Genomic DNA, 19,994 nt, shown 5'->3' with positions numbered 1-19,994 from the left:
CGCTTTTTATTAGTTTTATGTAGACTCGTAAATTTGATTAAATTTTAGTTTGAAACGACACTCAGGTAGTGACAAAATGCGCTTTTACCAATACCTTTAAGCTCAATTTGCAAACCTGAAATCACTTTAGAGTCTCGTATTTCTCGCACGCCTGTAGCCATATCTTCTTTTGCTCCTCAATAACCTGCGCGCTGCGGTCGTTTTTGCCCAGATCGCACGCTTTTTTGAAGTATTCTTTGGCTGTTTTAAAAGATACTTCCGACTTGTTTTTTTGACCGATAAGCTCGTTAGCAAGCGCAAAATTTGAGCAAGCACCCCAAAGTCCTTTATCGCAAGCTATTTTTATATAGCCTAGCCCTTTTACGGCGTCTGCTTTTACGCCCTCGCCCTTAAGATACATGGCTCCTACGTTTTGACAACCAAAAACGTCTCCGCCCTCACAAGCCTTGACGTATAACTCCGCGGCTTTATCAGGGTCTATAACGACGCCTTGGCCGGTAGAATACATAAACCCGAGATTCGAGCAGGTTTTGTAGTTATTTCCGTCGCAAGCTTTCGCAAAAAATTTCGCGGCTTTTTCGTAATCTTTCATAAAACCGTTATCGCCCATATAGTACGATATCCCGACGCTACCGCATATAATAGCGTCTCCGACCTCGCACTTTTGCTCAAATTCACGTATCTGCGCCTCGTTAAACGAAGCGGCAGAGACCAAAGAATACGCCGCAACCAAACAAAAAATTACTTTTTTCATTTTCTTTTTCCCTAAAATAAATTTTAAATCTATTTTACGCCGAGGCGCATTAAATATCTATAAAATCGATATTATCCTAGTTTTTTTGCTTTTGGTCACATAGAGAAACTTGCAAAATTTAATATTTTATTCGTATTTTTGTCTTGTGGTTGATTTTAAATTTAAGCTAAATTTGACCCACCCAGACCCACACCGCGAAAATGTCAAAACTTACAAATTTAGCAAGATGTGCTACAAATATTCAAGACGGAATAGGCGTAGTTTAAATAATTTTTTCTTACCCGCAAGGGCGCGGACTCGTCGTCCGTAACCGAAGCGGGTATAGAAAAACTTATTCTAAAATCCGTTCATTTATGGGATCAAGCGGCCTTTTTGTGAAAAAATCCCACATAAACCGCAAAAACAAACCCTATCGCCACCGCCCACGGAGCCGCCGCCGTTATGGCGCTCGGAGAGCTGGCGAGCAAGAAGTTATGCGCTACCGCCGCCCCCGCCGCCATACCGATGACGAAGATTACCGAGCTTAGATTGCCCGTACCCATTTGCACGAGATGCTTGCCTGGGCAGCCTTCGCTCAGGCTAAAGCAAAGCCCTGCTAGCGTCATGCTAAGGAAGTTCCAAAGCACGTCGTTGTGCGCGATAGGCTGGCCTTCAAAGCCGAATTTATACTGCCCGAGAGCTAAATTTACGATACTAGCAAAGACCACGATGCTGATGATCCCCATAAACATCGAGAAATCCTTTTTAAAAAGCCTGCCAAACGCCCCGACGCTGCAAAATTTGCTTTTGTGCATTAGCGCGCCCACGACGATACTAAAACCAAGCGAGATCAGGATAGGAGCGTGCATGGAGCCCGGGCCTTTTGCGGAGCTAAAAAGCGCGCCGTTTTCGCCGAGCTTTAGTCCAAACGCAAGCGCGGCAAGCAGCAAAATACCGATAACCGTCGGCAAAACGCCTATCGCGGCCTGAGTTTTAGTCTCGTGCGTGAGTCCGTAGCCGAGCTTTTTGAAAAATACGCCCGCGCACACGCCCGCAAAAATACCGACGACTCCCGCAATCGCCGTCATATCGCCGCCGCCCACACGCAAAAACGCCCTCCACGGGCAGCCCAAAAACACGAGGCAACCGATCATCGCGAAAAATCCTAGAAAAAAGCGCACGAAAGGCGACGAGCCAGTAGTCGCGCTAAACTCCTTCGTCCAAAGCACGCTAGCTAAAAAGCCGCCCAAAATAAGCCCGATGATCTCCGGGCGCACGTACTGCACGACTCCTGCGCGGTGAAAGCCGAGCGCTCCCGCCGTATCGCGTAAAAAGCAAGCCGCGCAAACGCCCATGTTGCCGGGGTTGCCGAAATACACAAGTAGCGCGCCTAAAGCACCGAGCGCCGCACCTGAAACGATAAACCATTTTGAATTTGAAAAATTCATGAAGTGTCCTTTGAAAAGGTAAAATCGACCCGATTTCTTAAGCTGTATTTTACTGATGTTAAAATAAAAAATTAATAAAATTTGACGGGAGATTAATCGCGAACTTTAAATTTCGGCCGAATTTTAAAATTTACCCAAGCCGGCACGTTTGGCTAATATTTTCGGCTTTTCAAATTTACGTTTTTTAGACGGGAGCGGCTTTGCCTCGGCTTGCACATACATATTAAACTTCGCGCGTTTTTAAACTTCTATGCTTTATTAGCATAATTTACGATTAAATTTAGTAAAATCGGCAGAAATATTCCAGACGGATTGTGTGTAGTTTAAATAGTTTGCGGCGGATACGACGGGAGCGGACCGGTCGTCCGTGACCAGAGTATCCTAGCCGAAAACTATTTGAAATCCAGCCGAGCCGGGGAATCAAAAAAGGATAAAAAATGAAAGAATTTATGAGTTACGCATCCTCTCTTGAAATTTTGCACTCGACGCTGGCTCCCTGGGACCGCGTAGAAAAGGTCACTCTCACGCAAGCACTTGATCGCCGTATCGCCGTAGATATCGCGGCGCAGGATAACTACCCGGAGCGTCCCGTCTCGGCGATGGACGGCTACGCGTTTGCGTGGCAAGAGAACCTAAGCGAGCTTGAGCTCATTACCGACCTACCCGCAGGTAGCGATAAAGGCCTAAAGGTCGAGGGCGTAAAATGCGTCAAAACATTCACCGGCTCGCTGATGAGCGAAGGCACCGACACGCTAATCCCGGTCGAAAACGTCGAGGTCGTAGGTAGCAAGGTCGTGATTAAAAAGCCCGTGCCGAGGGGCTTTGCCGTGCGCGAAGTGGGCGAAAGCTACAAAAAAGGCGAAATCCTAATCAAAAAAGGCGCGACGATAGGCTACGCCGAGACTGCGCTGCTAGCCGAGCTTGGGATCTTTAACGTTAGCGTATTCGTGCGGCCGCGAGTCGCGGTGCTAGCGACGGGAAGCGAGATAAAAGACCTCGGAGAACCGCTAGAAAACGCCGCGCAGATCCACAGCTCAAACCACGTAGGAATCGCGGCCATGGTGCGCAAAATGGGCGGCGAACCCGTACTGTGCGAGATAGTTCGCGATCGCGCCGAGCTCGTAAAAGACGCCATTGTCCGCGCGCTAAAATCAGCCGACGTGCTCGTCACCACGGGCGGCATCAGCATGGGCGACTACGACTTCGTCAAGGGCGCGCTGGGCGAAAATTTCGACATCATAATAGACGGCGCCGCAATCAAACCGGGCCGCCACATCAAGGTCGCAAAAGCTGGCGAAAAATACATTTTTGCGCTGCCGGGCTTCCCGTACTCGGCGATGGTGATGTGCGTGCTCTACGTGCGCGTGCTACTAAACGCGTGGTTTGGCGCTAGCGAGCCCAAAATCACGGCGATCATGGACGAGGACTACAAAAAGCGCTCGCCGTTTTTGGAGTTTACGGCGGTAAATTTAGTAAATCGTGACGGAAAAATTTATGTAAATTTAGACGGCAAGAAGCTCGGCAGCTCGGCGATCGTAAACAATCTCACAAACGATGCCGCGCTTTTAATCATCCCAAAAGAGACCGAATTTATCGCAAAGGGCGAGATAGTCGAAGTGCTGAAAATGGTTTAAATTTGGGGTTAAATTTGAGCCCGGCTTTGCGGTCGCGGGTAAATTTAACGCTCAAATTTGAGCTACAAGAGTAGCGCATTTTCACAAAGAAAAGGCCGTAAATCGGCCTAAATTTAAGCTAAAACAAATAGCGCCGAGTTTGCTATTTTTATTTACGCTGACACGGTTTAAACGTGTGCCGGGTCAAATTTATATGAGCCGTTACGGCAAGGACGAACAAATTTAAGCTTAGCTAAAAAGCGCCTAGCAAATTCGGCTCAAACATTCCGGCGCCAAATTTCAGCCCGCGCGCGCCGATTTGCCGCGCCGCAAAAATACGCTAGAGCTAAATTTTGCCATGCAAATTCTCAAATTTAAAGCTTCTAAATTTACGACTAATTTGCAGTTTTCTTGGTCGCTAACCCGCTCACTCAAACACCCTATAATGCGCCTCGTCGGCAAACTCCAACATCTCCTTGTCGCCCCTGCTGTCGCCGTATGCGATCACGCGCTCAAAGGCGTCCGTGTCATACGCCTCGCGCACGCGGCGCACCTTCTCCGCGCCGTAGCAGTTGGCGCCGTCTATCTCGCCCGTTATCACGCCGCCCTTTTTCTTGATGCGAGTGCCCAGTAGCTCTAGCCCCTGCGCCTGACACCACGGAGCTAGCCAGTCCTCGAGCGACGCCGTCACGATCACGACCTTGTCGCCGTTTGCTTTATACTCGGCGATCTTTGCCATCGCGGAAAATTTCACGATATCCTCGATGTGCGTGTTTGAGTATTTTTTGCAAATTTGAGCGAATTTATCCGCGCTCATACCCGCGAAAAAGTGCGTCATCAGTCGCCTGCGAGTGTAGTTGTTGCTGCAAATTTTTAGCTTATAGCTGATCAAAACGGGCGAAAGCCAAAAAATCCCCCGAAAAAATTTCTTAAATCCCACGACGTAAGCGATAAACTCCAGCAGCGAGTCGTCGCGCGTGATCGTCCCGTCAAAGTCAAATAAAACCAGATTCATCTTTATCTCAAATTTCAAATTTGCGCGATTATACAGCGCTAGCGTTAAGGGACGGCAAATTTAGCCGGACTTTTGCCCCGCAAATTTACTTTCTCTTTTGCGCTCCGAGCTTAGCGCCCAAATTTCCTCTCAAGGCTCTTTAGCACGTATTTTATGAGCTCCAGCCCTTTTGAGCGGTGCGAGATTTTTAGCTTTGTGCCCTCATCTAGCTCGCCCAGAGTCTGCGTAAAGCCGCGCGGAATAAAGAGGCTGTCGTAGCCAAAGCCGTTGCTGCCGCGTTCCTCGTTTATCGCAGTGCCGTGCATAAAGCCGTGCGCCGTAAAGTCGCCAAGCTTTGAGCTAACCGCGATACAAGCGGTGTAAAACGCGGGCGAGCTAGTCAAATTTAGCGCCTTTAGCTCCGAGATCAGCTTTGCGCGGTTGCTAGCATCGGTCGCGTTTTTGCCCGTTATCTGCCCGCGCTCGTTCATATCGCTAAATCTCGCCGAATAAATCCCGGGCCTGCCGCCAAGAGCCTCCACGCTGATGCCGCTATCGTCGCTTAGCGCGATAAACTCGCCCGCCAAATTTAGCTCGCGCAGTTTTGCCTGCACGGCGCGAGCTTTGATTAGCGCGTTTGCGGCGAAAGTCGCGCCGTCCTCGGCGATCTCAAAGGGCTCGCAAATTTCGCGTAGTGCGTAAATTTCGTAACCTTTTAAAAAATCTTTTATTTCGCGTACTTTGTCGGAGTTTGACGTTGCTAAAACTATTTTCAAAATTTTTCCTTTTTCTAGCTTGTCTTTTTGGTTCTTTTTACGTAGCTTGCTAAAATTTCGCTCGGCAGGCTACGTGCCTAGCCTACGCAAAATTTCATCTACGCAACCGTAAAAATAATCCAAAAATACTTCGCTATGCTATTTTTTAATCCGCGCATTTTATCAAATTCGGCTTTAATTTACGTATTATCAAAATTCGGGTAAAATCACTCCTTTAAAAGGGAAATTTATGATAGTAAAAAGCGCATTACCGTTATCTTTTATCATCGGCAGCAGGTTTTTCGGACTCTTTATCATTTTGCCCGTTATCAGCGTCTACGCGCTCGAGCTTGAAGGGGCGACCGAGTTTCTAGTCGGCGTTCTTATCGGCGTTTACGCGATGTCGCAGATCACGTTTCAGGTGGTTTTCGGCTACGTCTCGGACCGCTTCGGGCGTAAAAACTCTATGCTGATCGGGCTGTTGGTTTTCATCGTGGGAGCTGCGATCTGCGCCGTGGCGACTGATATCTATATGATGATTTTTGGTAGATTTATCCAGGGCGCGGGTGCGATAGGAGCAGTGGCGATCGCGCTTATGAGCGATATGACCAAAGAAGAAGTGCGCGGACACGCGATGGCGATGATGGGCGCGTTTATCGGCATTAGCTTTACGCTTTCTATGATACTTTCGCCGATACTTAGCGCCAAATACGGCCTTTCAAGCCTTTTTTACCTTTCGATCGCAGTTACGGTCGTTTGTATTGTGCTTTTATACACGGCTGTTGGCGAGGAGCCTAAATTTACGCACTCACAGGCCAAAATGCCGGCCGTGAAGCTACTATCAAACAGAAATTTACTACTCATGAACATCAGCAACTTCATGCAAAAAATGCTGATGTCGGCGGCCTTTATCGTGATTCCGATCGCTATCGTGAAGTATTTTGGCATGGACAAAAAGGACCTCAGCGGCATCTACTCGGTCGCGACGGTGTTTGGCTTTATCGCGATGGGTATCGGCGGCGCGATCGGCGAAACAAAGCGAATCACAAAGCAAATTTTAGTCATCGGCGTCTCGCTTTTCGTCGTTTGCTACGGACTTTTCGCGCTCTCGCTCGGACACAAGCCGCTGTTTTACGCGGGCGTGATTATATTTTTTATCGGCTTTAACCTGCACGAACCGATCCTGCAATCCATGGCGTCCAAATTTAGCAAAGTAAGCCAAAAAGGCGCGGTTTTAGGCATCTTTAACGCCTTTGGCTACATGGGAAGCTTTATCGGCGGCATAGGCGGCGGTACTTTGCTTAAATTTTACGGCCTTAGCGCGCTTTCCGCCGTCGTGACGGTGCTTTGCGTCGTGTGGCTGATCGCGCTAAAATGGCTAGATAACCCCAATATCTTTAAAAATATCTATCTGCCGTCTGACACGGATGCCGATCTAGCCGAGGTCGAGAAGCAAAAAGGCGTCGTGGAGTGCTACAAAAACGCGCAAAATCTCGTCGTGAAATACAACTCCAAGCTCACTAACGAGGCGGAAATAAAGCAGATTTTAGGCGTTTAGGGGTCTTTGCGGACGGAGCGAATTTGCTAAATCCGTCCCGCGCAAAACGCCGAAACTTCGGCTTGCGCGCCGTTTGATAACGCAACGACGCCGAGCGCGTAAATTTAGCCGATTTTTAGCTATTTTTAAATATTATTATCAAAATCTAATTTCAAAAAAGGACAAAAATGAGCGATCTAAAAAAACAAATCGACGAGCTTTTCGAGGACAAAAAGATGTCCGTTTACGACGCGGCCAAACAGCTAAACGTACGCGAATACGATATCTTGCAGTACCGCGGCGATGACGAATTTAAGGAGGTCGGCGCAGAAAATTTGATGAAAATTTTCGAAGAAGTCAGCACTTGGGGCGAGATGCTTTTTATCAAAAATACGCCCGAGTTTATCATCGAGATCAAGGTTAGCGTGCCTATGCCTAAAAAGGCGAAAGGGTTTTTAAATTTCACCGATAAAACAGGCTTTTTGGGCGGTCACCTCAAAGAAGAATCTATCGCAAGTATCGGCTTTGTGAGTACTAAATTTATGGGATTTCTCGGACACAGCCTGCACTTTTACGACGCGGATCACAACGTGATCTTTAAGCTTTTCGTAAATCGCAACGAAAAAATGAAACTAGACGAAGCGCAAGAGCAAAAATTCCTAGCGCTAAAAAATAGCTTTTGATTTTAGCTAGCTTTGCCGCGCGTAAATTTTAAGGTTTTATGATGGCTAAAATTTGCAAAATTTACGACGTTTTGATAATCGGAGCGGGCGCGGCAGGGCTATTTTTGGCGGCGAATTTACGCGGTAAAAGCGTCGCCGTACTCGAGAAAAACGCAACTCCCGGCAAGAAAATCCTAGCTAGCGGCGGCGGCAGGTGTAACGTCACAAACCGCCGCATAGACGCGTCAAACTACCTCGGCGACGCAAATTTCGTCAAAAATATCCTAAAAAATCTAGACTTCAAAGACGTTTTAAAATTTTTGGGCGAGCTGAAATTTAACGAGCAAAAGCAGAGTCAATTTTTCTGCGAAAGCGGCGCAAAAGACGTTTTGGGCGTGCTTTTAAAGCGCGCTAGACAAAGCGGAGCGCAAATATTTTGCGGCGTTTGCGTAAAAGGCGCGAGGAAAATTTCGATAGATGAAAACGGCAAAATTTTGGAAGCCTCTTTTGCCGAAGAAGCAAAATTTGATAGCGAAAATTTGCAAGATTTCAAATTCAAACAGACTGAAGTTTTTGAAGTGCTCGCCGAAAACGAAGATAAATTTTACGCCAAAAACCTCGTCGTAGCTAGCGGCGGACTAAGCTACAAAAGCCTAGGCGCTAGCGACATCGGCTACGAAATAGCGCAAAGCTTCGGCATCAAAGTCATACCGCCCGCGCCCGCGCTCGTGGGACTTACCGTGCAAAAAGACGAGTTTTGGTTCAAAAATCTAAGCGGAGTTTGCTTCCCAGCCCGCATCCGCGTAGGCTGCACAGGTAAAGACGCCGCCCAAAACGCCGCAAACCGCGAGCAAAAAAAGCCGCGCAAATTTGCAGGCGACATACTTTTCACGCACAAAGGCATAAGCGGACCGGCCGTGCTAAACGCTTCGCTTTTTTGGCAAAAAGGCTTGATCGCCATAAATTTTTGCCCGAATTTTAGCATCGAAAACGCGCAAAAAAGCAAAAAACAGCTCAGCACTATCCTACCGCTACCTAGGCGATTTACGCTCGAGTTTTTACGCGCGGCGGGGCTTAGCGACAAGCCTTACGGCGAGTACAAGGCGGACGAGGCGGCGAAAATCTCGCGGCTCTTTGCTTACGAATTTGCGCCTGCGGGGACGTTTGGCTTCGAGCGAGCCGAAGTCACAAAAGGCGGCGTAGACACGGACGCGCTAGACGCAAACTGCGGCCGTAGCGGCACTAGCGGGCTTTACTTTATCGGCGAAGTCTTAAACGTAACGGGGATGCTCGGCGGGTACAACCTGCATTTTGCCTTCGCTTGCGCGGCAAATTTAGCAAAGCGATTAAACGCCGAGTAGTGCAGCGGCTTAGTCAAATTTGAGGCGTAAATTTAGCCCGCCTCAAGATTTAATCGCTAAATTTACAACTCTTTTATCTTTGCCTCCACCTCTGCTTTTAGGCTTTTTGCATGTTTATCGTTACTTTTTTCTAAAATTTTATTCACGACTTCAAGGGCTTTTTCGTAGTTTTGCAGCGCCTCCGTTTTATTACTGAGTCCCGCCAGATCGCCAGCCATCAGCGCATAGTACTTGGCTCGCAGTAAATTTACGCTATCAGCGCCGAAAACATATTCGTAAATTCTAAACGCAACGGCGTGTTTTACGTATGCGCCGTTAAAATCGCCCATTTTATAGAGCGTATCGCCAAACCCCGCGTAGCAGCTCATCAGATCTTTTTGCATCTTCTCGCCGCCAAGCTCGTAGCATCTGATCGCCAAGCCGAAATTCGCTATCGCCTCATCGTATCTCCCCAATGCCGACTGTGCGATAGCTACGCCGTGATAGGGCTTTGCTAGCGCTTTATGCTCTTTGCCTAGCCCTTTTTGTAAAATTTTTAGCGACCGCTCATAAGCTGCGAGCGCCTTTTGCGGCTCGCCCGCAAACATAAAAAAGCTGCCCGAGTTGTTTAATGCTATGATCGTGTTCTCATGCTCTTCGCCGTACTCAGCCAGGCAAATTTGCGCCGCCTTTTCACTCACTAGCGCAGTAGCCGTAGCGTTGCGGTCGGGCTTAATGAACTCTTCGGCACTAAGCTCTATCGCCTCCTCGCAGCTCGTCCCAAGTAGCCAAATCGGTAGCAGAAAAATTAAAATTTTACGCATAAAATTCCTTTAAAATTTCGCGCTATTGTAACGGCTAAAAGCAAATTTTATATAAGCTTTGGATAAAATCACTAAAATTTAAAGGAGCCAAAATGTCAAATATCTTAATCATAGGCGCGGGCGGCGTAAGCCAAGTCGCGACCGTAAAATGCGCGATGAACGCGGACGTTTTTACAAAAATCACCCTTGCAAGCCGCACCAAAAGCAAGTGCGACGCGATCGCTAAGTTTATCAAAGAGCGCCTAGGCGTGCAGATCGATACCGCCCAGATCGATGCGGACGATACCGACGCCGTAGTCGCGCTCATCAAAAAAACGGGCGCCGATTTGCTTTTAAATGTGGCGCTGCCGTACCAGGACCTAACGCTGATGGACGCGTGCTCTCGCGCTGGCATCCCATACATCGACACCGCAAACTACGAGCACCCCGACACCGCCAAATTTGAATATAAGCTGCAGTGGGCGAAGGACGGCGAGTTTAAAGCCGCAAACACGATGGCGCTGCTAGGAAGCGGCTTTGATCCGGGCGTGACGAACGTATTTTGCGCCTACGCACAGCAAAATCTCTTTGACGAGATTCACGAGATCGACATCCTAGACTGCAACGCAGGCGATCACGGCTATGCGTTCGCGACGAATTTTAACCCCGAAATCAACCTTCGCGAAGTGAGCGCAAAGGGCCGCTACTGGGAGCGCGGCGAGTGGAAAGAGACCGAACCGATGGAGATAATGTTCAAATGGGACTACCCGAAAGTAGGCGTCAAGGATAGCTACCTGCTCTATCACGAGGAGTTAGAAAGCTTAGTAAAAAACATCAAAGGGCTAAAACGAATCCGCTTTTTCATGACCTTTGGACAAAGCTACCTAACTCACATGAAATGCCTAGAAAACGTCGGCATGCTTCGCATCGACGAGGTCGAGCACAACGGCGTAAAGATCGTGCCGATACAGTTTCTAAAGACCTTGCTGCCGGATCCTGCAAGCCTCGGCCCTCGCACGAAGGGCAAAACCAACATCGGCTGCGTGATACGTGGCTTAAAAGACGGTAAAGAGCGCCAAGTCTACATCTACAACGTCTGCGACCACGAGGCTTGCTACGCCGAGACGGGCGCGCAAGCGGTGAGCTACACGACGGGCGTGCCTGCAATGATCGGCTCGATGATGGTGGCAAAGGGCATCTGGAGCGGCAAGGGCGTATTTAATATGGAGAATTTCGACGCTAAGCCTTTCATGGACGAGCTAAATAAGCAGGGCTTACCGTGGGAGATTATCGAGATGAAACCGGGCGAGAGGTATGAAGTCTAAATTTGGGCTTGTCTCGCGAGCGCTTTTAAATGATTTCGTAAATTTCGCCCTGCGACAGACTATATGTCTAGTCTTGGGACGAAATTCACTTCAAAACATTTAAAATCATCTCGCGATACTTCGCCTGCGGGTTTGTGGTATTTAAATTTAAATATACACGCTCCACTTAAAAATCTTCTGCTTGCAGCTACAAGCGAAGCGAAGTAGAAATTTCGACTCGTCTAAGCGAAAAATTTTTCGCCTTTTAATCTTGTATTTAAATTTATTCAGTTTTTCAGTCGCCAAAGCCAAAAATCAAATTTGACTCCAGCGGGCCTAGCCAAATTTTACTTTTTCTTATTTTCGCTTTTTTGCGCGTTTAACGCCTCAAATTTCTGCTTTAAAATTTTAAAAACCTCGTGCTTGGATAGCTCGTATTTGTCGTATATCACGGCGTCATCGTCGCCGATAGGCTGCATGAGCCCATCAGCTGCGTCGCGGTCTAGTTTCCCTCGTTTAAATCTTACGTTTAAAACGTCGATTTTGCGCTTGGCGTCGACCATGCGAACGCCGATCTCTTCGATATCCTTAAAGTAAAATTTGGCGTTCTTGCCGCCCTTTTGCACCAAAAACCCGTCGTCATCGATGCTTAGAAAGCTAACCTGAAATATCTTTTTCACGCAAAAAACGGCGCAGATCACGGCAACGGCCATCGTAAAAATGCCGGTTCCGCCTATCCCGTAATAAAAATATCCCGCGCAGCCCGCCGCAAAGAGTGCAAACGCCAAAAATAGCGCGCTCATCGCCCCTTTTTTATTTTCTTTAGTCGTCATATTTTGCCTTGGATTAAATTTTTAGTCCCATTATATCTTAAGTCGGCGATTTTTCGGCATTACGGAATAAAAAATAATAATAAAGCAGAAAATTCGGCGCAAGCAGATCTTTAAGCGCCGAATTTAAGGATTATTTTATTTTAGCTTCGAGTGAGATTTCTACATCCGGATAGCTTTTGCCACCGTGAAAAGGCTTGGCTGAAGCCGCGTATTTTTCAAATGTCTCATTGAGTTTCAAATCAGCCAACAAATCAATGCCGATTTTAGCCTTTAGTTTACCATCTTCCACCGTATACTGCGTTTTGTAAGACTTTGAGTTTCCTTTTACGCTAACTTCGACTTCAGCTTCGCCCGCTTTTTCGTCGCCGCTTACGGATACAATTTTAGCCATTATTGCGTTGCCGTCAAAGATCATACCGATACGTTTGTCGCGATCGGGCAACTTTGTATCGATATTTTTAGGATCGATACTAAACTCAAAGGTTTTTAGAAAATCAGCAAAAATTGCGTTTTCCGCGCTTTTAAAGCCAAGATCTTTAAACGTACCCTCGACGGCTGTTTTGTTAGCTAACTTATAACCAACGAATTTGACGCTAGGGTTGCCATCTACACTAAAAGCAAATGCCGAAGCAGCCAGCAATGACGTGGCTAGCGCACCTGAAATGATTTTTTTCATTTCTTCTCCTCAATATTTAATATTAATAACTACTATCGTTAAAATGGGAATTATATAATCTTGCTCTTCAAAGAAAGCTTAAAGCGGATATTTTTTATCCTCTTTTTTTGAGTTGCCGTTTTTATAGTGCTTATAAAGCGCATCTGGAAAATTTCAAACTCGAAAAATACTAAATTGTCGCATAGATTTGCTCCAAATTTAAATTATTCTTTCATAAAAAGAGATAAAAAACCACCACTTCTGCTGCACTATCCGAAGCCTACGCTCCGATAGTATTTCCCTCCCGAGTACCGCGCGGCATCCTAAAATGTAGCCAAATTTAACCAAAGCGGAGTATAATGCTAATGAGACAGCGGCTTTAAGGAGGCGAAATGAGTTTAAATTTGAGCAAATTTTACGCGTTTTTTGCCTTTTTTATCCTGATTTTTGCAGGCTGCGCGGACGAAAGCCGGAGCGCGTTTTTTAACGGCTACGTCGAGGGAGATTATCTTTACGTGGCGCCTAGCGTTAGCGGACGGATCGTAAATTTAAGCGTCAAAGAGGGCGCCGTCGTACAAGAGGGCGAGCCGCTTTTTGAGATCGAGAGTGCCGAAGCGCTAGCAAATTTAGACGCAGCAAAAGCTAACGTAGACGCGCTAGAGGCCGAGCTAGCCGACCTTAGCACAGGCAAGCGCCCGGAGGAGATCGAGCGGATAAATGCCGAGCTAAAACAAGCTAAGTCTGCACTTTGGATCGCGGAGGCCAACTACGAACGCGCAAAGTCGCTGCTGGCTAAAAATGCCGTTTCGCAAAAAGAATTTGACGCCGCAAAGGCGGAATTTGACCGCGCAAACGCCCTAGTTAGCGAGCTAAACGCCGCGCTAAAAATCGCAAATTTGCCCGCTAGAAGCGAACAAATAACAAGCCTAAAAGCAAAAATAAAAGCGGCCGAAGCGCAGGAACGCGCCGCGCGGTGGAGGCTAGAGCAAACCGCCGTCCTAGCGCCGAGATCCGGACTTGTCGAGGACATATTTTATAAAACTGGCGAGTTCGTCCAAAGCTCGCAGCCTGTGCTATCTCTGCTGCTGCCGGGCGAGGTCAAGATCAGGTTTTTCGTGCCCGCAGGCGGGCTGCCTAGCCTGCGCGAGGGACAAAAAGCGCGCATTAGCTGCGAGGGATGCGCTGACTTTAGCGCTCGTATCGTAAAGATCGCGTCCACTCCCGAGTACGCCCCGCCCGTCATCTACAACCAAACCTCGCAAAGCACGCTTGTTTATCTAGTCGAAGCCGTGCCCGAAAACGACGCAACCGCCCTGCACCCGTCGCTACCGATAAAAGCGAGGCTAGAGCCGTGAACGCGCAAAATATCGCCGCTCAAATTCGGCGTTTAAATTTGGACAAAATTTCGCCGGGGCAAAATTTAAACGCACGCGGCGGTAAAATTTACGGCATAGACAAAGCTCCACCATCGGCCGGAAAAATTTCAAATTTGAGCGGGTTAAATTTAGCAAACGAGGTCAAAGCCAAATTTAGCCTTCGTAAAAATTCTCGCGTAAATTTTAGTAGAGCAAATTTACCCTCAAATTTGACAAACGCAGCAAATTTAACCACAAACCGTAGCTCAAATTTGACTCCAAATTTAAGCCCAAGACCGCAGAGCGGCGACTACGCCATCGACGTTAGAGGCCTCACCAAAAAATTTGGCAAAAAGATCATCACGGACGGCGTAGATATCAGAGTCAAAAAGGGTAGCGTGTGCGGATTTTTAGGCCCCAACGGCAGCGGCAAGACGACTACCATACGCATGCTTTGCGGCCTTTTAAAACCAGACGGCGGTAGCGGTAGCTGTCTAGGGTACGATTTTCGCAGCCAAAGCGAAGCCATACGCCTAAAAACAGGCTATATGACGCAGAAATTCGGTTGGTACGACGACCTTAGCGTGAGGGAAAATTTGGAATTTATCGCTAGGCTCTTCGCGGTCAAAAACCAAAAAGCCGCCGTAAATCAAATCCTAGACCGCCTAGATCTCGCCCCGCGTCAGAACCACCTAGCAGGCAGCTTATCGGGCGGCTGGAAGCAGCGGCTAGCACTTGCGATGTGCCTCGTGCACGGCCCGGAGCTACTTTTGCTCGACGAGCCCACGGCGGGCGTAGATCCAAAGGCTAGACGCGAGTTTTGGGATATCATCCACGAGTTAGCCCGGGACGGCATCACGGTGCTAGTCTCCACGCACTACATGGACGAGGCCGAGCGCTGCCGCGAGCTCATCTACATCGCCTACGGCAAGATCCTAGCCCGCGGCACGCAGTCAGACATCATCGCTAGCTACGATCTAAACGTCTGGGAGCTAAGCGGAGACGCGGCCGGGCGGGCGGCCGGGCGACTAGTATCAAACTCCGCGCTTAGCGTTTCGGCTTTCGGTAACGGCTATCACGTAACGGCAAAGGACGGGGCCGCGCTGCAAGAGGCGGTTAGAGGCCTTGCTATACCGCAAGGCGAGTTAAGCCTAAGACCGATAAAAGCGAGCCTAGAGGATGTTTTCATCCACCTACTAGAGCTTCATAAAGACGAGCGATTTTAGGAGCGGCGATGAAATTTATCTCGTTTTCACGTACCGCGGCGATGGTCGTTAAGGAATTTCGTCAAATTTTAAGAGACCGCGCGACGCTAGCTATGATCATCGCGATGCCGCTGATGCTGATGCTGCTTTTTGGTTACGCGATAAACAACAACCCGCGCCACCTGCCCTCAGCCGTAGTGATCACAGAGGGCGGCGGCAAGCTCACTCGCTCGCTAGTTAGCGCGATGAAAAATACGGAGTTTTTCGACGTCAAACACGTCGGCGCAGACGCGGACGGGGCCGAAGCCATGATGCAAAGCGGCGAGGCGCAGTTTATTATCTATTTTCCGCCGAATTTAGAACGCGACCTCATACGAGGCCAAACGCCTAAAATTTTAATCGCTACCGACGCTACCGACCCCTCGGCAAACTCGGGCGCCGCAGCCGCGCTGCAAATAGCATTTGAGCAAGCTCTAGCTAGAGATAAACTCGGCTACGCGCAGCCTAGGGCGGAATTTGAACTACGCGCGCACTCCCGCTACAACCCGGAGCTACTCACGCGCTACCAGATCATCCCGGGACTCATGGGTATCTTGCTCACGCTAACGACGATCCTGCTAACAAGCATCTCGGTAACGAGGGAATTTGAGCGCGGCACGATGGAAAATCTCCTCGCCGCCCCTCTACGCCCGGCCGAGGTGATGATAGGCAAAATTTTACCCTACCTACTCATAGCCTACCTACAAGTAGGCGCGCTTTTGCTTATAGCTAGGCTGCTGTTTGGACTGCCCGCTATCGGCGACTGGGTAGCGCTTTTTACGGCTTGCACCTTGCTAATGCTTGCAAATTTGGGCGTGGGTTTTACCTTTAGCACGCTAGCTCGCAGCCAGCTGCAGGCGATGCAGATGACTTATTTTTTCTTTTTGCCTTCGATGCTGCTATCGGGGTTTATGTTTCCTTTTTACGGGATGCCCGCGTGGGCGCGATTTATCGGCGAGTGCTTTCCGCTGACGCATTTTTTGCGTATCATTAGAGGCGTATGGCTAAAAAGCGCCGAGCTTAGCGATTTTTACTACGATCTAGCCGCGATTTTGGCGTTTTTATGCGTTAGCACGGCCATATCGCTCGCTAGGTATAAAAGGACGCTGGATTAGCCGCCTACTCCGGATCGTCGCTAAACTCGTTATCTCTAAAAATTTTATAAAAATCGATAAACCAAAGCGCGAAAGCTACGGCGATGAGAGTTGCGGGCAGATGGATGTAAAATCCGCTCCAAACGTAAGCCAAAAAGCCCCTGCAAACACCAGCAATAATAACAAGCGCGAAGGCGATCTTGCTAAGGCGTAAAAACTCAAGCTCCTGCCCGCTGTGGCGCAGACCCGCGATGTTAAAGATAAGCATAATGCTAAAAATAATGCCGTTTAGCGCGATGACGTGCAGCATATTTGTCTCTAGCCCCAGCCCTAAAATCCCGCTCGCACCGTAAATAATATATGCTGCGGCCAGCAAAAGCTGCATCAAGTAGTAGTAAATCACGAAGCTATGACGCAAAAGCTCCTTGTAGTGCCACTCTTTTAGCTTAGCTAAAATCGCGCTACCGCAGGCTATCGCAGCGAAATTTACCGCCTTGCTACCTTCAAAAAACAGGCTAACTAACAAAAACGCGCAAACGCTAACGATCGCGATGTTTTTATAGACGAAATTCGGCACAAAGGCCGCATCTTGCATACCTGACTCGCGGTTTAGCGCCTCTTTGCCAAGCACGACGCTAACGCGAAAAGATATAAGTAAAATGGCGATAACGTGTAGGTGGATTTGTAAATTTAAAAATTTCTCCTCGCCGCTAAGCAGATAGTAAATCTCAAAGCCCAAAATGCCGAGTAAAAATGCCAAAACGCCCAGCTGATCGTCGTTTCTATCAAGCCAGATCATATAAACGCAAAGCCCGGCCAGATACGCCCAAAAAAGCGCCATAAAAAAATGAGCCGCAAATAGGCTAAAAAACGCGCTAACAAAACTCGCCGCAAAAAACGAAAACATAACGCAAGCGTGCTTTTTTAACCCTCCGCCAAAATTCGTCCAATCAGTTAGCCCCGTTAGCAAAAATCCCGCGTACGCAAGCGCTGCAACCAGGTGCAAAAAGATAAATTTATGCCAGCTAACGAAATCTACGGGCGTAAAAAATATCGCCCCGCCTAGCACCGCGCAAACCGCGCTCGTAAGGAAAAAAATTCTCATCGGATAGGTAAAAAAGTCGTTAATCATAATAAATTTTTCCTTTAAAATTTTCGTCTATCACGCCGCTAGCGTAGGCAAAATCTCGCTGCGAAAAGGCGCGGTCAAGCTCCAGCTCGCGCTCGATCACCGCGCCCTTGCTCGATAAAAAGCAAATTTTACTAGACATCCTGGCCGCCTCCATCCTATCGTGAGTTACCAGCACTACGCTCATGCCCTCCTCTACGCGGCGCGTGACGATGTCTATCAAGATTTCTTTCATATCATAATCAAGTCCCGAAAACGGCTCGTCCATCAGCAGCAAATCAGGCTTTGTCACGATCGCCCGCACGAAAGCAACTCTTTGGCGCATACCGCCGCTTAGCTCGTCAGGGTACTTTAGCGCGTCTTTTTCCGTTAGTCCTAGTCTAACAAAGAGCTCTAGCACGGCCTTTTCGTTAGGCTCGTCCATCACGAGCAGCACGTTATCAAGCGCGTTTTTCCACTCGAGCAGGCGATTTTCCTGAAAGAGATAGGTCGTTTTATTAAATTTATTGATTATCTTGCCTTTGCGCGGATCGATGAGGCCCGAGATCAGGCGCAGGATCGTGGTTTTACCGCAGCCGCTCGCGCCAAATAGCGTCACTACTTCGCCCGCGCCGACCTTTAAACTAAAATCGCGCACGACCTTGTCGCGTAAAATTTCGTATTCTAAATTTTGAAGTTCCAGCATATCAAACTACCTTTTCCACGGCATTAGCGTGATCTTTAGCGGCTCGATAACCAGATACTCAAAAAGCATAATGATAGCGATAGTAAGCACGACGTAGGCCATCACTTCGGTGGTATCTAGCATCACTCTAGCGCTCGCGATCTTAGCGCCCATACCGTCGTTTGCACCTAGCAGCTCGCCCATTATGACGATCTTTACGCCCATGCCCACGGCGACGCTTAGAGAGCTGATGATATGGCTGGTTAGGTGCGGAACGTATAGGTGGCGAATCTTTTTGCAAATGCCTAGTTTATATGCGTCAAACATCTCCTTTAGCTCCTCGCTAACGCTCATCATGCCGACCATCGAGCTAGCAAAGGTTAGCGGCAAAACCGTGATAATGATCGTAAAGATAGTGCTCGCGTTTCCAAACCCGAACCAAAATATAGCTAAAACGATCCAAATAATAGGCGGCATAGAAAGCAGCGTCGTGATCACGGGCTTTAAAAACGCGGCAAAGCTTCTGTACGCGCCCGCAACTAACCCCAGCGTGATGCCGATAGCACAGGCCGTACCGACTCCGACTAGCGAGCGCACGAGAGTGATATTTATCTCGCTGTTTTTATAATCCGCCAAAAGCTCGTAAGCCCGCACGAAAACCGCCCCAGGCGCGGGGAGTAAAAACTCCCCTCCCAGCTCGCTGCCGATTTGCCAAAGCGCGATAATAAGCGCTATCGTCGCAAGCCCGCTAAAGCCGCCCCAAAGATAGTCCGCGACCTTTAAAAACGCGCCGCGGTCTTTTTTGACGTTATCTATAAGTATCATAAAAATAGGCTCTTATCGGGCATTTTTCCGCCGAGCAGCTTTGGATTAAACTCAAAAATTTGCTCAAAAAACGCCATTACGTCGTCTTGCAACTCATGCGCTTTTGTTACGGTCAAATTTGCCTTATCAAAAGCCCCGGCTAGCGCAGGCTCTGGAGCCGGCAGATACTCGGCGCCGATTTTAGCCGCGCTTTGTTTGTTTTCTAGGATCCATTTTAGCGCGCTTGTTAGATCGGCGTGCAGCGTTTCAAAAAGCGCGCGATTTGCCTCGTAGTAGTCCACGTTTACGATGATTCCCGCCATCGGGATGTATGGCTTGGCATTAAAGCTCTCGCCCCAAGTTTTAGGAAAATCAAGCCCGTAATGCACCGCCACGCCCGCTTTTTTACCGCGCAAAATCGTCGCTTCGCTAAGAGGCTGCGGCACGATAAGCACGTCGTAGTCCTTTTGGATAAACAGCCCCACCGCTTCAGGCGGCGTCTGGGTGTACGTAATATCAAGCTTACTCGCGTCTATGCCGCGTTTCTTGCAAAGCGCGCGTAGCACGAGGTCGGGCATATCGTTTTTAAACGGCATTATGATTTTTTTGCCGACGAAGTCCTCGAGCGTCTTTATGCTCTCGTCCTTTATCATCGCGTTCATAACGCCAAGCGTTAGTAAATTTAACATCGAGAAATTTAACCCCTGGTTTCGCAGGTTCGCCGCGACGTTTGAGGGCGACATAGTGACCTTTATATCGCCGCTAGCCACGCCAGCGCGCAGGACGTCCGGAGTGTTCCAGATGCGCAGCTTTACGTCGTGCGTCTTAGCTAGTTCGCCTTGCATGCTTGCTACTGCCATTACCACGCTAGGGATCGCAGGCGCGCCCCACATCGTAAAGTTTTCCTTCGCAAAAAGGCTAGGAGCCATCGTAGTCGCGCCCAGCGCCGCGCCGAGTCCTAAAAATCCTCGTCTGTTCATAACTTTCTCCTTGTATTAAGATTTTAAATTTTATTTCGTTTCGCTTC

19 protein-coding genes are annotated in these 19,994 nt (G+C 48.5%); 8 read left to right on the top strand and 11 right to left on the bottom strand.

Annotation, left to right across the window (positions count from 1 at the left end; genetic code table 11):
• Nucleotides 1-121: 121 nt before the first annotated feature.
• Nucleotides 122-754 (bottom strand): tetratricopeptide repeat protein, encoded by a 633-nt coding sequence (locus tag RWM02_RS02800; RefSeq protein ID WP_314068976.1) that lies wholly within the window; start codon nucleotides 752-754, stop codon nucleotides 122-124.
• 359 nt (nucleotides 755-1,113) lie between these two features.
• Nucleotides 1,114-2,181 carry a YedE family putative selenium transporter gene (yedE, locus tag RWM02_RS02795; protein WP_314068974.1) on the bottom strand — a complete coding sequence of 356 codons (1,068 nt, stop codon included), beginning with the start codon at nucleotides 2,179-2,181 and terminating at the stop codon, nucleotides 1,114-1,116.
• Between the two features lie 437 nt (nucleotides 2,182-2,618).
• On the opposite strand from yedE, the gene RWM02_RS02790 reads away from it, so the two are divergent.
• Complete coding sequence (locus RWM02_RS02790) at nucleotides 2,619-3,815, top strand: molybdopterin molybdotransferase MoeA (protein WP_314068972.1); 1,197 nt, start codon at nucleotides 2,619-2,621, stop codon at nucleotides 3,813-3,815.
• Nucleotides 3,816-4,221: 406 nt separating this feature from the next.
• Here RWM02_RS02790 and RWM02_RS02785 read toward each other — a convergent pair whose 3' ends face one another.
• A complete protein-coding gene (locus tag RWM02_RS02785) occupies nucleotides 4,222-4,827 on the bottom strand; it encodes an HAD-IB family hydrolase (protein WP_314068970.1) in 606 nt (201 codons plus the stop codon).
• A 92-nt stretch (nucleotides 4,828-4,919) separates the two neighbouring features.
• Entirely contained in the window at nucleotides 4,920-5,564 is a 645-nt protein-coding gene (locus RWM02_RS02780; protein WP_314068968.1) for a non-canonical purine NTP pyrophosphatase, read from the bottom strand.
• A 232-nt stretch (nucleotides 5,565-5,796) separates the two neighbouring features.
• Between RWM02_RS02780 and RWM02_RS02775 the strand changes: the two genes are divergently transcribed.
• The 3 genes from RWM02_RS02775 (at nucleotide 5,797) to RWM02_RS02765 (ending at nucleotide 9,103) form a co-directional block, all read left to right on the top strand.
• Nucleotides 5,797-7,101, top strand: coding sequence for an MFS transporter (locus tag RWM02_RS02775; RefSeq protein WP_314069058.1), 1,305 nt, complete (start codon nucleotides 5,797-5,799; stop codon nucleotides 7,099-7,101).
• A gap of 167 nt (nucleotides 7,102-7,268) precedes the next feature.
• Nucleotides 7,269-7,763 carry a heme utilization cystosolic carrier protein HutX gene (gene hutX / locus RWM02_RS02770; protein ID WP_314068966.1) on the top strand — a complete coding sequence of 165 codons (495 nt, stop codon included), beginning with the start codon at nucleotides 7,269-7,271 and terminating at the stop codon, nucleotides 7,761-7,763.
• 41 nt (nucleotides 7,764-7,804) lie between these two features.
• The gene (locus RWM02_RS02765) at nucleotides 7,805-9,103 is read left to right on the top strand and encodes a BaiN/RdsA family NAD(P)/FAD-dependent oxidoreductase (RefSeq protein ID WP_314068965.1); all 1,299 of its coding nucleotides are present in this window, start codon (nucleotides 7,805-7,807) and stop codon (nucleotides 9,101-9,103) included.
• Nucleotides 9,104-9,165: 62 nt separating this feature from the next.
• Here RWM02_RS02765 and RWM02_RS02760 read toward each other — a convergent pair whose 3' ends face one another.
• Nucleotides 9,166-9,906 carry a tetratricopeptide repeat protein gene (locus tag RWM02_RS02760; protein WP_314068963.1) on the bottom strand — a complete coding sequence of 247 codons (741 nt, stop codon included), beginning with the start codon at nucleotides 9,904-9,906 and terminating at the stop codon, nucleotides 9,166-9,168.
• Nucleotides 9,907-9,998: 92 nt separating this feature from the next.
• Between RWM02_RS02760 and RWM02_RS02755 the strand changes: the two genes are divergently transcribed.
• Nucleotides 9,999-11,210, top strand: coding sequence for a saccharopine dehydrogenase family protein (locus RWM02_RS02755; RefSeq protein WP_314068961.1), 1,212 nt, complete (start codon nucleotides 9,999-10,001; stop codon nucleotides 11,208-11,210).
• A gap of 326 nt (nucleotides 11,211-11,536) precedes the next feature.
• On the opposite strand, the gene RWM02_RS02750 is transcribed toward RWM02_RS02755, so the two are convergent.
• A complete protein-coding gene (locus tag RWM02_RS02750; protein ID WP_314068959.1) occupies nucleotides 11,537-12,022 on the bottom strand; it encodes a molybdate transport repressor in 486 nt (161 codons plus the stop codon).
• Between the two features lie 130 nt (nucleotides 12,023-12,152).
• Nucleotides 12,153-12,698 (bottom strand): YceI family protein, encoded by a 546-nt coding sequence (locus tag RWM02_RS02745; RefSeq protein WP_314068957.1) that lies wholly within the window; start codon nucleotides 12,696-12,698, stop codon nucleotides 12,153-12,155.
• 371 nt (nucleotides 12,699-13,069) lie between these two features.
• Here RWM02_RS02745 and RWM02_RS02740 point away from each other — a divergent pair, with 371 nt between their 5' ends.
• From RWM02_RS02740 to RWM02_RS02730, 3 genes are read left to right on the top strand one after another with little or no spacing between them, the layout of a single operon-like run.
• Nucleotides 13,070-14,032, top strand: coding sequence for an HlyD family secretion protein (locus tag RWM02_RS02740; RefSeq protein WP_314068956.1), 963 nt, complete (start codon nucleotides 13,070-13,072; stop codon nucleotides 14,030-14,032).
• Nucleotides 14,029-15,258 (top strand): ABC transporter ATP-binding protein, encoded by a 1,230-nt coding sequence (locus tag RWM02_RS02735; protein ID WP_314068954.1) that lies wholly within the window; start codon nucleotides 14,029-14,031, stop codon nucleotides 15,256-15,258. Before RWM02_RS02740 ends, RWM02_RS02735 begins: the two co-directional genes overlap by 4 nt.
• 8 nt (nucleotides 15,259-15,266) lie before the next feature.
• On the top strand, nucleotides 15,267-16,391 hold the full coding sequence (locus tag RWM02_RS02730; RefSeq protein ID WP_314068953.1) for an ABC transporter permease: 1,125 nt from the start codon (nucleotides 15,267-15,269) through the stop codon (nucleotides 16,389-16,391).
• Between the two features lie 4 nt (nucleotides 16,392-16,395).
• On the opposite strand, the gene RWM02_RS02725 is transcribed toward RWM02_RS02730, so the two are convergent.
• Genes RWM02_RS02725 through RWM02_RS02710 form a run of 4 tightly spaced genes read right to left on the bottom strand, consistent with a single transcriptional unit; the run spans nucleotide 16,396 to nucleotide 19,947 of the window.
• Nucleotides 16,396-17,502, bottom strand: coding sequence for an NnrS family protein (locus tag RWM02_RS02725; RefSeq protein ID WP_314068951.1), 1,107 nt, complete (start codon nucleotides 17,500-17,502; stop codon nucleotides 16,396-16,398).
• Nucleotides 17,495-18,184, bottom strand: coding sequence for an ABC transporter ATP-binding protein (locus RWM02_RS02720; RefSeq protein ID WP_314068949.1), 690 nt, complete (start codon nucleotides 18,182-18,184; stop codon nucleotides 17,495-17,497). Before RWM02_RS02720 ends, RWM02_RS02725 begins: the two co-directional genes overlap by 8 nt.
• A gap of 6 nt (nucleotides 18,185-18,190) precedes the next feature.
• Nucleotides 18,191-18,988, bottom strand: coding sequence for an ABC transporter permease (locus RWM02_RS02715; RefSeq protein WP_314068947.1), 798 nt, complete (start codon nucleotides 18,986-18,988; stop codon nucleotides 18,191-18,193).
• On the bottom strand, nucleotides 18,985-19,947 hold the full coding sequence (locus RWM02_RS02710; RefSeq protein ID WP_314068946.1) for an ABC transporter substrate-binding protein: 963 nt from the start codon (nucleotides 19,945-19,947) through the stop codon (nucleotides 18,985-18,987). Before RWM02_RS02710 ends, RWM02_RS02715 begins: the two co-directional genes overlap by 4 nt.
• Between the last annotated feature and the right edge of the window lie 47 nt (nucleotides 19,948-19,994).

This window comes from Campylobacter showae (genome assembly GCF_963515975.1).
Taxonomy (GTDB): Bacteria; Campylobacterota; Campylobacteria; order Campylobacterales; family Campylobacteraceae; genus Campylobacter_A; species Campylobacter_A showae_F.
The sequence above is the reverse complement of the archived record's forward strand: the minus strand, read 5'-3'. Positions and strand labels throughout refer to the sequence as shown.

Coding starts and splice junctions, on each gene's coding strand:
- RWM02_RS02800 (WP_314068976.1), bottom strand. CDS start 754: ATGAAAAAAGTAATTTTTTGTTTGGTTGCGGCGTATTCTTTGGTCTCT.
- yedE (WP_314068974.1), bottom strand. CDS start 2,181: ATGAATTTTTCAAATTCAAAATGGTTTATCGTTTCAGGTGCGGCGCTC.
- RWM02_RS02790 (WP_314068972.1), top strand. CDS start 2,619: ATGAAAGAATTTATGAGTTACGCATCCTCTCTTGAAATTTTGCACTCG.
- hutX (WP_314068966.1), top strand. CDS start 7,269: ATGAGCGATCTAAAAAAACAAATCGACGAGCTTTTCGAGGACAAAAAG.
- RWM02_RS02765 (WP_314068965.1), top strand. CDS start 7,805: ATGGCTAAAATTTGCAAAATTTACGACGTTTTGATAATCGGAGCGGGC.
- RWM02_RS02760 (WP_314068963.1), bottom strand. CDS start 9,906: ATGCGTAAAATTTTAATTTTTCTGCTACCGATTTGGCTACTTGGGACG.
- RWM02_RS02755 (WP_314068961.1), top strand. CDS start 9,999: ATGTCAAATATCTTAATCATAGGCGCGGGCGGCGTAAGCCAAGTCGCG.
- RWM02_RS02750 (WP_314068959.1), bottom strand. CDS start 12,022: ATGACGACTAAAGAAAATAAAAAAGGGGCGATGAGCGCGCTATTTTTG.
- RWM02_RS02745 (WP_314068957.1), bottom strand. CDS start 12,698: ATGAAAAAAATCATTTCAGGTGCGCTAGCCACGTCATTGCTGGCTGCT.
- RWM02_RS02740 (WP_314068956.1), top strand. CDS start 13,070: ATGAGTTTAAATTTGAGCAAATTTTACGCGTTTTTTGCCTTTTTTATC.
- RWM02_RS02730 (WP_314068953.1), top strand. CDS start 15,267: ATGAAATTTATCTCGTTTTCACGTACCGCGGCGATGGTCGTTAAGGAA.
- RWM02_RS02725 (WP_314068951.1), bottom strand. CDS start 17,502: ATGATTAACGACTTTTTTACCTATCCGATGAGAATTTTTTTCCTTACG.
- RWM02_RS02720 (WP_314068949.1), bottom strand. CDS start 18,184: ATGCTGGAACTTCAAAATTTAGAATACGAAATTTTACGCGACAAGGTC.
- RWM02_RS02715 (WP_314068947.1), bottom strand. CDS start 18,988: ATGATACTTATAGATAACGTCAAAAAAGACCGCGGCGCGTTTTTAAAG.
- RWM02_RS02710 (WP_314068946.1), bottom strand. CDS start 19,947: ATGAACAGACGAGGATTTTTAGGACTCGGCGCGGCGCTGGGCGCGACT.